This window comes from [Borrelia] tanukii (assembly GCF_030439725.2).
In the GTDB taxonomy this organism is placed as follows: Bacteria; Spirochaetota; Spirochaetia; order Borreliales; family Borreliaceae; genus Borreliella; species Borreliella tanukii.
In genome coordinates, this window is record NZ_CP179586.1 from 15,135 (window position 1) to 30,342 (window position 15,208).

General features: G+C 26.9%; 19 protein-coding genes. 16 read left to right on the plus strand and 3 right to left on the minus strand.

What is annotated here, in order from left to right; all coding sequences use genetic code 11:
• Positions 1-7 precede the first annotated feature (7 nt).
• Genes QIA27_RS06280 through QIA27_RS06295 form a run of 4 tightly spaced genes read left to right on the plus strand, consistent with a single transcriptional unit; the run spans position 8 to position 1,236 of the window.
• A complete protein-coding gene (locus QIA27_RS06280) occupies positions 8-214 on the plus strand; it encodes a BlyA family holin (protein ID WP_418906331.1) in 207 nt (68 codons plus the stop codon).
• 3 nt (positions 215-217) lie between these two features.
• Entirely contained in the window at positions 218-565 is a 348-nt protein-coding gene (locus QIA27_RS06285) for a BlyB family putative holin accessory protein (RefSeq protein ID WP_418906332.1), read from the plus strand.
• Positions 555-890: a BlyB family putative holin accessory protein gene (locus tag QIA27_RS06290; RefSeq protein ID WP_418885599.1), complete on the plus strand. Its 336-nt coding sequence runs from the start codon at positions 555-557 to the stop codon at positions 888-890. The genes QIA27_RS06285 and QIA27_RS06290 overlap by 11 nt, the downstream gene beginning before the upstream one ends.
• Positions 883-1,236: a BBA14 family lipoprotein gene (locus QIA27_RS06295; RefSeq protein ID WP_418906359.1), complete on the plus strand. Its 354-nt coding sequence runs from the start codon at positions 883-885 to the stop codon at positions 1,234-1,236. The genes QIA27_RS06290 and QIA27_RS06295 overlap by 8 nt, the downstream gene beginning before the upstream one ends.
• A 139-nt stretch (positions 1,237-1,375) precedes the next feature.
• On the opposite strand, the gene revA is transcribed toward QIA27_RS06295, so the two are convergent.
• Complete coding sequence (gene revA, locus QIA27_RS06300; RefSeq protein ID WP_418906394.1) at positions 1,376-1,885, minus strand: fibronectin-binding protein RevA; 510 nt, start codon at positions 1,883-1,885, stop codon at positions 1,376-1,378.
• A 169-nt stretch (positions 1,886-2,054) separates the two neighbouring features.
• Between revA and QIA27_RS06305 the strand changes: the two genes are divergently transcribed.
• Complete coding sequence (locus tag QIA27_RS06305) at positions 2,055-2,504, plus strand: Mlp family lipoprotein (RefSeq protein ID WP_418906395.1); 450 nt, start codon at positions 2,055-2,057, stop codon at positions 2,502-2,504.
• Positions 2,505-2,543: 39 nt separating this feature from the next.
• Here the strand turns inward: QIA27_RS06305 and QIA27_RS06310 are convergent, their stop codons facing one another.
• Entirely contained in the window at positions 2,544-3,560 is a 1,017-nt protein-coding gene (locus tag QIA27_RS06310) for an ERF family protein (protein ID WP_418906396.1), read from the minus strand.
• A 402-nt stretch (positions 3,561-3,962) separates the two neighbouring features.
• Here QIA27_RS06310 and QIA27_RS06315 point away from each other — a divergent pair, with 402 nt between their 5' ends.
• The 7 genes from QIA27_RS06315 (at position 3,963) to QIA27_RS06345 (ending at position 10,201) form a co-directional block, all read left to right on the plus strand.
• On the plus strand, positions 3,963-5,057 hold the full coding sequence (locus tag QIA27_RS06315) for a plasmid maintenance protein (protein WP_418906397.1): 1,095 nt from the start codon (positions 3,963-3,965) through the stop codon (positions 5,055-5,057).
• 9 nt (positions 5,058-5,066) lie between these two features.
• Positions 5,067-5,624 carry a DUF226 domain-containing protein gene (locus QIA27_RS06320; protein ID WP_418885642.1) on the plus strand — a complete coding sequence of 186 codons (558 nt, stop codon included), beginning with the start codon at positions 5,067-5,069 and terminating at the stop codon, positions 5,622-5,624.
• Entirely contained in the window at positions 5,600-6,373 is a 774-nt protein-coding gene (locus QIA27_RS06325) for a ParA family protein (protein ID WP_418906398.1), read from the plus strand. The genes QIA27_RS06320 and QIA27_RS06325 overlap by 25 nt, the downstream gene beginning before the upstream one ends.
• A gap of 59 nt (positions 6,374-6,432) precedes the next feature.
• Positions 6,433-6,957, plus strand: coding sequence for a chromosome replication/partitioning protein (locus QIA27_RS06330; RefSeq protein WP_418906399.1), 525 nt, complete (start codon positions 6,433-6,435; stop codon positions 6,955-6,957).
• A gap of 12 nt (positions 6,958-6,969) precedes the next feature.
• A complete protein-coding gene (gene bdr, locus QIA27_RS06335) occupies positions 6,970-7,632 on the plus strand; it encodes a Bdr family repetitive protein (protein WP_418906400.1) in 663 nt (220 codons plus the stop codon).
• 754 nt (positions 7,633-8,386) lie between these two features.
• On the plus strand, positions 8,387-9,724 hold the full coding sequence (locus QIA27_RS06340; protein WP_418906415.1) for a DUF244 domain-containing protein: 1,338 nt from the start codon (positions 8,387-8,389) through the stop codon (positions 9,722-9,724).
• A 51-nt stretch (positions 9,725-9,775) separates the two neighbouring features.
• The gene (locus tag QIA27_RS06345; RefSeq protein WP_418906401.1) at positions 9,776-10,201 is read left to right on the plus strand and encodes a DUF261 domain-containing protein; all 426 of its coding nucleotides are present in this window, start codon (positions 9,776-9,778) and stop codon (positions 10,199-10,201) included.
• A gap of 8 nt (positions 10,202-10,209) precedes the next feature.
• Here QIA27_RS06345 and QIA27_RS06350 read toward each other — a convergent pair whose 3' ends face one another.
• Positions 10,210-10,986, minus strand: coding sequence for a site-specific integrase (locus QIA27_RS06350; RefSeq protein WP_418906402.1), 777 nt, complete (start codon positions 10,984-10,986; stop codon positions 10,210-10,212).
• Between the two features lie 436 nt (positions 10,987-11,422).
• Between QIA27_RS06350 and QIA27_RS06355 the strand changes: the two genes are divergently transcribed.
• From QIA27_RS06355 to QIA27_RS06370, 4 genes are all read left to right on the plus strand, one after another.
• Positions 11,423-12,196, plus strand: coding sequence for a hypothetical protein (locus QIA27_RS06355; protein ID WP_418906403.1), 774 nt, complete (start codon positions 11,423-11,425; stop codon positions 12,194-12,196).
• A 2-nt stretch (positions 12,197-12,198) separates the two neighbouring features.
• Positions 12,199-13,149 carry a hypothetical protein gene (locus QIA27_RS06360; protein WP_418906404.1) on the plus strand — a complete coding sequence of 317 codons (951 nt, stop codon included), beginning with the start codon at positions 12,199-12,201 and terminating at the stop codon, positions 13,147-13,149.
• Positions 13,150-13,292: 143 nt separating this feature from the next.
• On the plus strand, positions 13,293-13,859 hold the full coding sequence (locus tag QIA27_RS06365; RefSeq protein WP_418906346.1) for a DUF603 domain-containing protein: 567 nt from the start codon (positions 13,293-13,295) through the stop codon (positions 13,857-13,859).
• On the plus strand, positions 13,856-15,208 hold the full coding sequence (locus QIA27_RS06370) for a PBSX family phage terminase large subunit (RefSeq protein WP_418906405.1): 1,353 nt from the start codon (positions 13,856-13,858) through the stop codon (positions 15,206-15,208). The genes QIA27_RS06365 and QIA27_RS06370 overlap by 4 nt, the downstream gene beginning before the upstream one ends.

Sequence of the window (15,208 nt, forward strand, 5' to 3'; positions counted from 1 at the left end):
ATTAAAAATGGATATTAAAATAACTGAACTTCTTATTAATTTAAACGAAATTAAACTTATAGCCGTAATGATTTTTGTCACTGTACTAGTTCTAGGAGTGCTAATTCTTCTAAAACCTTTACTAAAAGACATATTATCTATAGTAATAGGCAAGATTTTTAGAAATGGCAATGGCAATGGAAATGGCAACAATCATATTAAAAAACGGGATTAATTTATGAAATTATCTAAAGATAATATTGAGCTTGGACTTACGTCCATATCAAACCTTATTGAAATATTTTCTAAATTTGAAGATGAATTTGATGAGATTGCTCATAAAGGATTCTTTTTGGTTTATGAGCTGTATTCTCATTACAAATTAATCTATAAATCAAATATGGAAAGACTTGAGAATGCATTAACTCCAACAATAGCTAAAACACTAGCTCCAATTAATGAGAAAATCAACAGGTGTATTGATCTAGTTAATTCTGATGAAAAAAATCTAAAAATATCTAATGATCTAAAATTCAATAAGGAAGGAAAACCTATCTACCAAGAAGGGATAAATAATGCAAAATGACACTGTTGGTTTAGGACTTAATTTACTATCTAACTTAACTAATATAGCTAAAAATACTACAAACATAGATGAAAACTATATTAATACTTTTAGTAAGGTAATAGATTTTTTCTACAAAACATATATTGAAACACTAAAATCTATGGAAACAGCCGAATCAATGAGAATATTTGCAGAAATACAAGACATATTAAAATGCAATATTGAGATAATAGAGGCTATTTCTAGTAGTAAAAATAAGAAAATTATCTCCTCATTAAAAGCAAAACGCAATAAGATTATGCGGGAATATATCAACATTCTTAAAAGGAGTGAAAATGCTTAAGCTAGTAAACCCCCTTTTGATTATTTTGCTACTATGCTGCACTACTATTGCTAGCCTACCTGGAGAACCAAAGCCACCAATTATTCAAACACTAGAATCTTTAGCTAAATATGAGGCACAACTATCAGATTATGCTATGTACCTAGTAACATTTTTATCTAAAACAAAATCTAAAGTTAATGACCCAAATTATCCAGAATATACTTATCCGGATTTATCAACACTAAAAGACGAACACTCAATAACTTCGATAAAATATAATATCAAACTACTTTTAGAGTACATCAAAAAAACAAAACCCATAGCAAAAAAAGTCTATAATACGTATTCAAAGTTAAAAATGTAAATTACAAAAAGAGTGTTCTTGCAAGAACTTATGCTTTATATTAAACAAATTAGCTTTTACAACAGAAGAAAATCTAGATATTAAATCTAATTTAATCTAATATCTAGATTTTAACATTTTTAATATGATTATTTACTAATCAATGAGTACCTTCTTCTAGAAACTCTATTATTTTATCTATCTGTCCTACAGCTTCTTTAGACATTTCTGCTCCTTTGCCAGTAGTATTGTTTCCACTGAACTTTATAGTTACTCCAACTAATTTTGATTCAGACCATATTTTGTTTTTTGAAGTCTGATCATCCTTATTGCTAATACCTTCGATAGTTTGTTTAGCCGCTCTTAAAGCCGCCAATTTAGCTGCCAATTTATCTTCAAAAAGACTTTGTAACTTTAATAATTTTTCTTTAAGTTCTGCATTATCTACATCTTTGAATTTTTCTTTTAATTGATTTATTTTATCTTTATAATCTTTAAATTTTTTTTCACCACCAAGCTCTTTATTTTCAAGTTTTAAAATGTCTGAAAGTAGTGCATCTATTTCTTTTTTTTCTGCTTCATATGCCTTTTTTTCTTCTTCATATAAGCTACAAGCCATTACAAATAATGTCGATATACAAAATAATTTAACTATGTTTTTAATTTTCATTAGTTACTCCTTTATTTAATAATAATGAAGTTAAAACTAGCACAACATTTCAAAATGTAAACCTATAAATTAAAACTTGCGTTAATTTTTTAAAAATAGGATATATACTTACAAGAATAATCTTTTTTGTTACTTAATGTATTGTACTGAAGATAAAAAGGAGATAAAAATGAAAATTATCAATGTATTATTTTGTTTATTTTTTATTATGCTAAATAGCTGTAATTCTAATAATAACGACGCTTTTAAGAAAAATAATAAAAATAATACCCAAGAAGTAAAAAGCAGGGGAAAACGAGATATAAGCGAACAACAAGAAAAACCAAAATCTAAAGAAGACTTACTTAGAGAAAAACTATCTGATGATCAAAAAACACAACTTGCCTGGTTAAAAGAAGCACTCGGCGATGATGGAGAATTTGATAAATTCTTAGGATATGATGAAGATAAAATAAAAAAAGCGCTTGATCATATAAAAACACAACTTGCTAGCTGTACTGGAGAGAATGCAGAAAATCAAAAAACTACTTTTAAAGAAACAGTTAAAGGGTCTCTTAAAGGCGGTATAGATAATTTTACAACCGAAACAGACAGTACCTGTGGTGCACAAGGCAATTAATATATACTAGCCCCCTTATTGGGGGCTTTAAACGTACTGCTATGCTGCAAATATATAATCAAATTGTTTATCTTCTTTTAACACACTAAAGAATATTAACGGGCTAGGGCCATAAGTAGTCCTCTTAAACGCCATAAACTTTTCAAAATCTTTTAAATCATTTAATCTATTATTTTTCTTGAAATAGCCTTTTATAATCTCCGCCCAATAGTTTATACTCTTAAAATCACTATTTTTCTCAAAATACGAGATTAAATCGGCTTCAATTTTCTTGATATCATCTATATTATTGGGGTCTACATTCTGAATAAAGCTTATTTTTTGAATAATTGAGTTTATATCATCTTTTATTTTAGAATCATTTACCCAATTTTTTATATTAGATAGAGCGTCTTTAAAAATACCGTAGTAATAAAACCTATCTTTTTTCTGGTTTTGAATAGTGTTGTTTTTTTGTTCAGAATTATTGTCTTTTCTTTGATTGTAATATCTCTCTTGTTTTTGTTCTTGCTTTCGATTAAAACTAACTTGCTTGTTAGGCATATAATTTTTGTTTTCATAATTATTGTAATTAGGGTCTGCATCAGTATCCATTTCACTTTCTACCATGAGAAATGAAGCTAACGCATACCTTTTGGTATAAGTAATAGCTGAGCCAAATCGATGATACACTGTATTTGTAACTTTAGTACTATTTTCATCATCATTATCATTGAATTGTAAATTTTCTGTAAACATTGGTGTATCAAAAGAAAATTCATATCTAGTACTTCTGCTGAAAAATGTAGTCCTAATAACGTGCTCCTTTTGACCATCTACATATTTAGAAGTTGGATATTGCCATAAACAAATATCTAAATTATGATTTTTAATAACGTTTTTAATTTCTTTAGCTATTTCGTTATAATTCTGATACTTATAACCATATCCCTGAAGATTTTTATCAATCCCTGATAAATTTATAATTAGGGTGTGCATATCTTTTTTGAAGTCTATTTCTGCTTGTATATTATTTTGCATATCTTGATTATTAAAATTATTATTTGTTAGTGACATAATCGTCAACCTCCTGTGATATTTGGTTAATAATAATTATATAGCAAAAACTATTTTTGCCAACTTTTTAACAAAAATTTTTGCAAAAAGAAGTGGGACTTAACGAAATTCCTTTTACAAAGAATCTCATTAAGACCCCACTATATTCTTATTTTTTGTAAATTCCAAATATACAGGCAGTTGTAAATGTCAATATTTACACAACTACGTTATTTGTAGTGTAACTCAACTTAGAATTAAAATCAATTTATTTATAATAAATTATAAAAAGTGTATTAATTTAATGGGATTAATAATTAGAATTTAATATTTTTTTTAGAAAAGTATTTACTTTTAAATCAAAATTTTGCATTATATTATTTATAATTATTATTAACCAAATATCACAGGAGGTTGACGATTATGTCAATATCAACCAATAAAAAAATCCCAAATTGCCGCAACAAACATCAACGCAAATTAATTGTTCTTATCTCAACACTAGACTACGTAAACATAAAATATCCAAAATATACCCAAAAAAATATACTATATTACTTTAATAAAAATCTTAAAAAAAATGGTCAAGATACTGTTACGCTAAAAACATTGCAAAAATATCTTTATAAATTAGAAAAAGAAATAAAAGTTACATCAAATTACCACAAACACCTGGGGGTAAATTGTGGGACTGAAATTTACTATAAACTCATTTATCCAAAAAAAGAGTGTTACTTTAAAATTAATAAATTCTTTGAAGAAAAAAAACACTCAAGATTTAAAAAAAGAGTTGAAAACCACTATTTGGACAAATCCCCTTTAAGGGGGAGTGTAAATTTGGGGGAGTGTTTAAGTAATAAAAACAATAATATAAAAGAAGAAAGAAATAAAAAGATAGAAAATTTTCAAGTAATAAACTATTACAATAAATGTAACTTTAAAAATAAAGAATTTCTTCTAATTTTATTAAACTTAGATATTAGTAAAGATAAAAAAATTGAAATAATTAAAGCTTTAAAAAGATTTGAAATTAAAACAACAAAACATAAAAATATACATTTTAACAAAAATTCTTTCAAAGAAAAGCAAAATAAATTGAAAGAAACTTTAAACAATACTCAAAGAAAATTGGAAAAAAATGGATATAATCCTGAACAACTTGAAACAGAATTTAAAAAAATATATGAAATTTACAAATTTAAGCCACATTTTATCATTGAAAGCCAAAAATATAACGATTTAAGCAAAATAATGCTCAAATTAGAAAAATCAATTGAATTGAAAAAAGAAACCCCACAAAAAAATTACGAGCATATAAAGATAAACATTTTCAATATTCTTATCGAGCGGCTAGAAAATGTGAAAGAAATTGAAGTTTTAAAGCCAATTATAAAAGATTATTTGAATAGCAAAAAGAAATTAGAATACAATAAAGTATTTAACACGTATTATAATGATTTATTAGAGATAATAAGAAATTCTTTAAAATCAGAAGAATTTAGCAAAAGGGTTATATAAGGATTGAATATGGAAACTGCACCTGAGCCAATAAAAAAGGGTAAATGTAAAGTTGAGTGCAAAAATAAAGATAGATTTATTTTAATTGAGAAAGAAAATGGTAAAGCAATGTATCATACATCAATAATGATGGATTTATACAAATTTGGAGTTTATGAGAAGAAACATGAATTTCGAGTATCATTAAGGGCCTTGCATAATGGAGAAAGAATTGTTCAAGAAACCCACTTATACCCCCCCAAAGAAGGGGACAAATTTTTGGGAATTTTTTACGGATTTAGAAAACCAATTAAAAAAGCTTTTGTAAAGTATGAAGTAAACGGAACTAGAAAATCTTATGGATTTGCAAGGGCATATTATATGGAAGTTAGATTTAAAGCAGGCAGCGTTTTCTTTTATTTTAAGGGATTATACCGCTTATTATATAAAGAAAGAATGAATAATCATTACAACAAAATATTATTTAGTATGTTTACAGATTTAGAAAAACAAGTATATGAATTTTATGGGAAAAAATACCCCGAACAAGGACCACTTACGAAATGGATAATAAAAAACCTAAAATAATAACAATTGCCAGTCTTAAAGGCGGTGTTGGTAAAAGCACAACTTCAATAATTCTTGCCACTCTTTTATCAAAGTCAAAAAAAATTCTTTTAATAGATATAGATACGCAAGCATCAATAACCAGTTTTTATTTCAACAATATACAAAACAAAAATGTTAATTTGGAAAATTCTAATATATATGAAATATTAAGAGAAGGTGCTTTAGAAATAAGAGATGTTATTGTCAATATTGATAACAATTTAGATCTAATACCCAGTTATTTAACTTTGCATAAATTTAATCAAGAAGCAATTCCATTTAAGGAATTAAGATTAAAAAAGAAGTTAGAATCTATACAAGACAATTATGATTATATAATAATAGATACTCCACCAAGCTTAGACTTCACTTTGACAAACGCTTTAGTAAGTAGTCAATATGTTTTAGTGCCGATAACTGCTGAAAAATGGGCAGTTGAGAGTTTGGATCTTTTAGAGTTTTATTCAAGGAAAATAGGAACAAATTCGCCCATTTTTATATTGGTAACACGATTTAAAAAAAACAATACTCATAAACAACTACTAGACATTTTACAATTAAGAGAAGATTATTTGGGGATTATATCTGAAAGAGAAGATTTAAATAGGAGAATAGCAGAAAATGATAAATTTGATTTAGATAAAGATTATGTTTGTGAGTATAAAAAAATTCTTGAATGTTTTTTAAATAAGATGCAAGTTACGCCATCTTTTGGATGGCGTATATAAAAAGGGGTTCTTTGTATAAAAAAATTCCGGTGCCGGAAAAAATATGAGGTGATTTATATATGAATATACAAATAAATAAAAGAAATTTATCTACTGATAACGATGTTATAGTTAGGTATAAATCTTTAAAATCTCAATTAACGATAAATGTTAAATCTGAAATTTGTTCTAGATTAGAGACAATGAAAATTTTAAAAGAGATTAAAGATAATGAATATTACAAAATAGATGGATATAAAAGTTTTGAGGATTTTACAAAAGACTATAAATTAGCAAAAACACAAGCTTATGATTATCTAAGAATTGCTAATGCTATAGAAGAGGGAATAATAGAGGAAGAATTTTTAGTACAAAATGGATTTAGACAAACTCTTTTTGTACTAAGAAATAAAGAAAGCATAACAATAAAAAAATCCAAACAAAATTGGATAAAACCCCTAAGATTTCAGCTTAAAAAACAAGAAAGCTATGATTTTTATAAAAGTAATGCTAAATTTACAAGTTTTATGATGGATGAGATTTTTGAAAATCAAAAGGATTTTCTTAATAAGCTTTTAAAAAAATATAAAGAATTAAAAGGATAATAAGGAGATTGTATGAACAATTTAGCGTACAGAACATATAACATAGAAAGTATAAAAAATGAATTTTTGAACATAGGGTTTAGTGAAGAGGCAATAGATTTTGTTTTTCTTCATAATGATAATTACAACTTTGAATATTTAAAAGAGAAATTGATTGATGTAGAAAAGAATTTACGAAAAGATATATCCAATTTAGATGTTAAGATAGATAATGTAGAAAAGAATTTACGAAAAGATATATCTAATTTAGATGTCAAGATAGATTCTGTTAAAAACGAACTTAATACTAAGATAGACAATGTAGAAAAGAATTTAAATACCAAGATAGATAGTTTAAATACTAAGATAGATAATGTAGAAAAGAATTTAAATACTAAGATAGATAATGTAGAAAAGAATTTAAATATCAAGATTGACTTTGTAGAAAAGAATTTAGATGCTAAAATAACTAGTTTAAAAAATGAATTCAATGTCAAAATAGATGGTGTAAATACTAGGATAGATGGTGTAAAAAGCGAACTTACTAATAAGATTGAAAATGAAGTAAAGAATTTGCGTAAAGATCTTAATATGGGAAACAGAATGATACATTTAATGATATTAACAGCAGCAATTCTTGGGCCAATTTTAAATGCTTTATTTATGAGATATTTACAATATATAAATAATACATAATTTGTTTTTTTCAAGCATTATATCATCATACCGATGAACATTATTAGAAAATAACATTTTATTTTTGATCTATTCCAAATTAAAACTTATTTGAACTTTTTAACAAAAGAACTTAAATAAGTTTTTGTTTTGTAAAAATCTAAATTTATTTTAATTTCAAATTGGCGGTCACACTGAATTTTTCGTTAAGAAATTAATAAAAACAGTTTTTTGATATTTTTTTATTATAAATTATATTAATTATATTTTTTCTGAATTTTTTACGTTTTCAGCCTTTTGGTGTTGGCGTAACTGATTTTTCTAATAAGAGAATTAGTTAAGCTTTAAATTTTTTTTAAAAAACTTGACAAAAACAATTTTTGTTATATAATCTATTTACAGATTATATTTTATGTGTATTTTTCCGAATGTCTGCTGATTTCGGGTTTAAGCATGAAATTATTCTTTTGATTTTTTAGTATTGACATTTTAGTGGGACTTAACCGATTTTCTAATAAGATAATTTGGTCAAGTCCCACCTTTTTAAGAAAAAGTTGACAAAAACAGTTTTTGCCATATAATATATATAGCTAAAAATGTTGCAAAAATCAAAATTAATCCGATTGGGTTGGGACTTAACAGATTTTCTAATAAAAGAATATAAAAGAATTTCGTTAAGTCCCACTTCTTTTTTGCAAAAATTTTTGTAAAAAAATTGTCAAAAATAGTTTTTGCTATATAATTATTATTAACCAAATATCACAGGAGGTTGACGATTATGTCACTAACAAATAATAATTTTAATAATCAAGATATGCAAAATAATGGAGTATCTAAAATGATGAATTTTGATCAACAAAGTTTTATTGGATGTGAAGTGTTTGAAGAAAAATCAAATATTGTTGTTAAAGAAAAAAGTAAATTGAGCAAGATAGGTAAAAAATTACCAGGAATTAGTAAGCAAGAGTGTTTTAAATTTAATAGAAATCTTGATTTTAGCGTGCAAAGAAACAAGCTTGATAAATACGGTGCTAGTGAAGTGGGTACTGTTCTAATTGGTGGAGCTGGACTTAAAGACTTAATGATAAATCGAGTGCTTAAATATTTTGGCATGAGTATACCTTTTGAAGAGAATTTATACATGTTAAAGGGCAAAGAGTTAGAAAATTTAGGATTTAGAGAATTTGTTAAGGCACATGGTGATGATATTGATGTACTATACAAAAACAAATATGCCAACGGTGTTGATAAATATAATTATTCCAAAAAAATAAATGGTTCAGAAAATTTAGTAGGCTCAACAATTGATGGCTGGTTTATGAATAAGGAAGGTAATAAAGAACTTTTAGAGATTAAGAGTAGTGACTCTAATTATATGAGTAGCGCTATAGCGGAGTACAATAAAAATGGCAATTTCTTAAGTAGTAAGTATTTTTTCAAATACTATGTGCAGGCACAAATACAGCTAGCATGTACCGGACTTGAGTATTGTAATTTATTCTTCTTGATAGATGCTGCACCAGTTAATTGTAAGATACAAAGAAATGACTCTTTAATAACAAAAGTTTTAGAATTTGTTCAAAAATGTGAGCGTGAAGTTTTCAATATAAGAAACGAAATTGCTAAAAACCATGGGATTAATTTATTAATCGCAAGTGATCATGATAATGAAACGTTTATTAATCTTGTTGAAGAGATTGAGGAGTTGGTAGTAAAGAGTGATTTTTATCAATCTGGGACTGAGTTTGATTGGGTAAAAGAATTTGTAGAGTATGTTGAGTGTATAGACCTTGAGATTAAAACCGAGCAGGCTGCTATAAATCTTGAGGAGAATCTTATTGAGATTGACAAGCTAAAAGCAGAGTTAAATAAAATTCAAAATGAAAATAGAAAAAGAGAAAAACCTATAAAAAATCTGCTCAAAATTAAAATTGATAATATTTTGGATAAATATCCACTAATTCATCATATGAATTACAGATTTAAAGAATTTGTGTTCAATTATGATCCTAAGAAAAGGGCAATATCAGATAGATTTACTGAATTTTTAACAACAAGTAATAAGATATTCTTACCAAACAATATAGCGTATGCAAATAGTGTCCCCTTTTGAATGGGGATACTAAAGAGTTAAAAAAAAATATTTAACATTGGAGGTTGATCAATGATTATTAGTAAAATAAAACAAAGTAATAAGGGGTTACTCACAGAGATACAAAAGTGGGGGTGCTATTTCTTATGTCTGCATTACTACACAAGTTTATTTAAGAAACTTGAATTTGATGTTTTTGATATAAATGCATCGTATTACAGATTTTTAGGACTTGGATATATTAGGAGTAATTGTTTTATTAAAGATCCTTGTATGATACTAAATTACTACGGAATTAGAAGTAGCGCAAGATATGAAACTTTTCGTTATTTTGGAACCGCAAATGAATTTGAAATAAGTGAAGTTAAAATTAAAGGAGTTGCTGGATTTCACTTTATTGCTACGAAAGAGCAAGAGATATTATATGATTCACTTGATTTAAAGCCTCGTGGAAAAGAATTTAAGGTAACTTCAAAACGTATCTTTAAGTTTAAGTAGTAGTTGCACTATAGCTTTAAGCTATTTTTGATAAATTTATAAGCTTGAATTTTGTTTGCAGAAGATAGTCCGTAGATATTATCAATTTCATGGGTTGAAGAGTATTTCATAAGTTCTTTAATTTGAAAAGAATTATAACCATTGGCTTTTAAATTTGAAATAAATAAATTTCTACATAAATGAAGTGATTTATTTACTTTAAAGCCCGATCTTTTAAGAAGATTTTTGAATTTTCTAGAAATATTGATAATGCTAATTTGATTGTCTTTAAACTTGTGTTTGGTTTTTTGAAAAAGATAAGTACGCCTTGTATCAAGATTTTTATCTTCAAAATGATTTTTGTGTACTGTTTGAATAGCGTTGTACTCTTTAGAGCTGATGACAATTTCTCTAATACAAGCGACACTTCTTTTTTTTGCTACATTTACTTTTATATTGTAAAGAATTTCACCAGTTTCGCTGGGCAGAGTAGTAATATCTTGCATTTTTACTTTTTGAAGTTCAGTGCCTCTGCACCCAGTTATTAAAAGCAAATATACAAACCACCCAGATATTGGATCAATTTGTTTTAGTTGTTTGATACATTTTTCAATTAGGTTTTTAGTTTTTGGAGTTATATAAAACTTAGGACTGGGTTTTAGATTTTCTTTTTTGGTTTTAGATGAATTTTTTAGAGAATTTTTAAGAATTTTATTTTCATTTAGTAGATTTTGATAATTTTTTAGTAGGTTGAGGATAAAATCTGTATCACCGTTATTTAAATTAAGATAATTATTGATGTCCATAAAATCTACTCCTTAAAAGTGTTACTTTTAAATTAAATAAAAGTAATAAAAATAGATAAAAATTACATTTTACATTTTACCAAAAACGTAAAATTTTAGTCAAATTTTAGTGCTTCTCATTGCATGCGAAATTTGGAATTTAGAGTAGCTGTAATAAACAGAAATGGCAATTTCTAAGGGGTGCGGATAAGAAAGATACTATACTTTAACTGATATATAGCAAAGACTCTGAAATTTAATTTGTATGCATTTTGTGGTCTTCTGTAATGAGTTTGACATTTGCAATGGAGATATTTTCTAAGTTTGATTAAAATTACATTTGAGTTTTGTTACTATGTAATTCAAAATGTAACAAAATTAATTATTTAAAACCGTAAAAAATTGTATTTATTGGGGGGTTGCATTATCTTTGAGATTTATGGAGTAGGAGTAACTTATGAATAAAAAGATAGGAATGTTTATTATTTGTGTTGTTTTTGCACTGATAAGTTCTTGCAAGAATTATGCAGATTTAAAACAAGGTGTAGAAGAACAAGTTAATGGAATTAAACAAGGTGTAGAACAAAAAGTCAAGGGATTTTTGGAGGCAAAAAAAGAAGAGTTGACTGAAGGGCTTAAAAACTTCGGATCAGAAGTTTCTTCAAAAGTTAAAGAAGAATTGATGCAAGCTGATGAGCCAAAAGCGAAAGTTCAAGAACAAGTAGCCCAAGATGTTAATAATGAAAATCAAGAAGTAGAGGCTTTGAAGAAAAAAATAGAAGAATTAAAGAAGAAAATAGAGGGAGCTGATGGTGATAAAACTACTCTTGGGACATATTCTGATTATGAAAAAGAATTAGAGACATTAAAAGACAAAAAAGCAGAATTAGAAAAAGAATTAAAAGAAGAATTAGAGAAATCTAAAAAAGAATTAAAAGAGAAAAAAGAGAAAAGAAAAAAAGCTTTAGAAGATGCTCAAAAGAAATTTGAAGGGTATAAAAGTCAAGTTAATACTGCAACCGGAGCAACTTATGGTCAACGAGCTGGGAATCAAGGCACTGTTGGGCAACAAGCTTTTAAGGACGCTAAAGAATTGGGTTTAAATGTAAGTTATTCTGGTAGTACTGATACTAGTGATATGTCAAGTGGAATAATAGAGGGTGCACTTAAAAAGATTGAAGAAGAACTTAACAATAGTATAGAAGATTTTAGAGAAGATAAAAAAGAATAAAAATGGTTTTCAAAAGCGTAAATTACCAAAAAATAAGTTGTTTTATTGCATTTAAACCAACTTATCAAACAAAATTTAATTTATACTTTTTTATTCCTATAATAATATTATTTCAATCATGTTTTTTATTATCATTGATATTTGAAGAAGAGCCAGTTAAATCAATCACAGAAGACTACAAATTGAAAGAGGAATTGACCAAAAAAGATTTATCCGAAGAAGAGTATGGATACTATATAGGCAGCATATCTAAAATTTACAAATTTAATTTAGATGAATTTGCCAAAGAATATCGACATAATATGTATTATACAGATCTTTATTTATTTGAAAGGCAAACTATTATTAGGATTTTCCAAAATCATGAACTTGTCACGAAAGATTTTGATAAATATGGTTATATATATTTGAAATATAGAAATATGGATTATATAGATCATGTGCCCGCATATGATTTCGTTAAAGTTGACAATCAAAGTATTAAACAATATAAATTTCAACAAGAAAGTTTAAAAATAATTGAAAATAAAGTTAAGAAAAAGAAAATGGAATATAAGAAATCTTATGGACGCGTTAAAAACAATCCATTTTCTGTACAAAGTATTCGTTCTTCTTTTGAAGAGAAAGGCGACATTAAAAACAATGACATAATTTATTTTGAAGGATATTTTTATAAGATTGAAGCCCCAAATTTAAAATTTAGAAATGATTCTCTTATTAGAAATCTTAGTGGAGAAGCTGTATTTAAGGGTGAAAAACCTGAAAACGGAGTTATTTTTAAGGTTAGAAACCATAAAAGCAAAGATATTAAGAATATTATTAATAAACTTAAAAAAAATTCACAATATTTATTAAAACTAAAGTTTCTTGAAGTTCAAGAAGGCCTTATTAATATAGAAATAATAGAAATCTATGGACCTGATGAAAATGGAAAATTAACTTTAATAAACTGATATTTTTAATCAATAAAATCCAATAAATATTAAATACTCCTCAATAGATATCAAGAAGTTATCAGTTTATGTTAACAATTTATTAAATTGCTTTACTATTTAGAGTAACAATTTGTTAATTTTGTTACTTTAGGGTAATGCTTTTGAAAAGAGTTAAAAGGTCTTTTGATGATTATGTTGCATATTTTAGAGAAGGCTCATTAAATGATGGAGAAATAGCGACTAGACTCGGAGTTTCTAGAGTAAATGTATGGAGAATGAGACAAAAATGGGCGAGTGGGGAAACTTCTGTTAACGAAGATTCTAGAGTAACAATTAGTGAAGATACTTTTGAACACCTTGTAGCACAAACTTTTAAATCAGAAGTTAAGGCTAAAAAAGCTAAGGGCGAATTAGATTTAGAGCGCTCTAATTTAGAATTGGGATTTATACGTGCATTTAAGCAATATTCTAGCATTGAACTTGCTAGTATGTTTTCAAAAATAGATGATTTAAGATTTAAAATTGAATCTTTAAATAAACAATGTAACAAAAAAAATGCAAAATGTATTACTGAAGAAATTAATTCTTTAAAAGATGAACTTGATGATCTAATAAAGGAGTGCTCAATAAGGGAAATGGAGCTTTACTATGAATGTATGAAAAGACTTGCTGCTGCTCATGAAGTTGAGAGCAAAAGTAACTACAAAAGTAGTAAAGGACACAAGTGAACTTATATCAAACAAAACTTTTTACAACACTTCAAAAGCAATATAAAAATCAGTTTGGAGTTGATATATCGCAGTTTGTAAAGGTAACAAACTCTTCAATCAATTTTGATCAGTTTGAAGAAGAATATTTAACCGTAAAGCAAAAGAATGTGATAAAAAGCATTCAAAAGAACAATGAAAAGAAGATTATATTTAGTGGTGGTATTGCTAGCGGTAAAACATATCTTGCATGTTATCTGTTTATTAAAAGTTTAATTGCAAATAAAAAGCTATACTCTAGTGATACTAATAATTTCATTATAGGAAATTCTCAACGTTCAGTTGAAGTTAATGTTTTGGGGCAATTTGAGAAGATATGTAAACTTCTTAAAATTCCTTATATTCCAAGACATACAAATAATTCATATATACTGATAGATTCACTTCGTATTAATTTATATGGCGGGGATAAGGCAAGTGATTTTGAAAGGTTTAGAGGAAGTAATTCAGCGCTTGTTTTTGTTAATGAGGCCACTACTTTACACAAACAAACTTTAGAAGAAGTGCTAAAAAGACTCAGATGCGGACAAGAGACTATTATTTTTGATACTAATCCCGATCATCCGGAACACTATTTTAAAACTGATTATATTGATAATACAGCGACTTTTAAAACATATAATTTTACAACTTACGATAATGTACTTCTTAGTAAAGGATTTATCGAAACTCAAGAGAAACTCTATAAAGATATCCCAACGTACAAGGCAAGGGTTTTACTAGGAGAATGGATAGCAAGCACCGATTCAATTTTTACACAAATTAATATTACCCAAGATTATGTGTTTAGCAGCCCTATAGCATATTTGGATCCAGCATTTAGTGTTGGAGGGGATAATACCGCTTTATGTGTTATGGAGAGGGTTGATGATAAATATTACGCATTTGTATTTCAAGACCAAAGACCAGTAAATGATCCTTATATTATGAATATGGTCAAGACTGTTTTAGAAAATTTCAATGTAAATACACTTTACTTAGAAGATAGGGACAATACTAAAGGTGCGGGGGCATTGACTCGTGAATATATGACTCTTAGAAACAATATGGGCCATTATTTTAGAATTGTACCGGTTAAACCAAAGTCCAATAAATTTAGTAGAATAGCATCGTTAATCACACCGTTTACTTACAAGAAACTTTATATTGCAAAGTACAGCAGTTCTTCTGTATTTAATGATATTTACGCTTATAAAGGGGATAACAAAACCCATGATGATGCACTTGACGCAATGTCGGCTGCATATTTGATGTTGTCTTTAGGATATAAAGAGCGAAGTATTCATTTTGGCAGCCAAAAATTTTTGTAA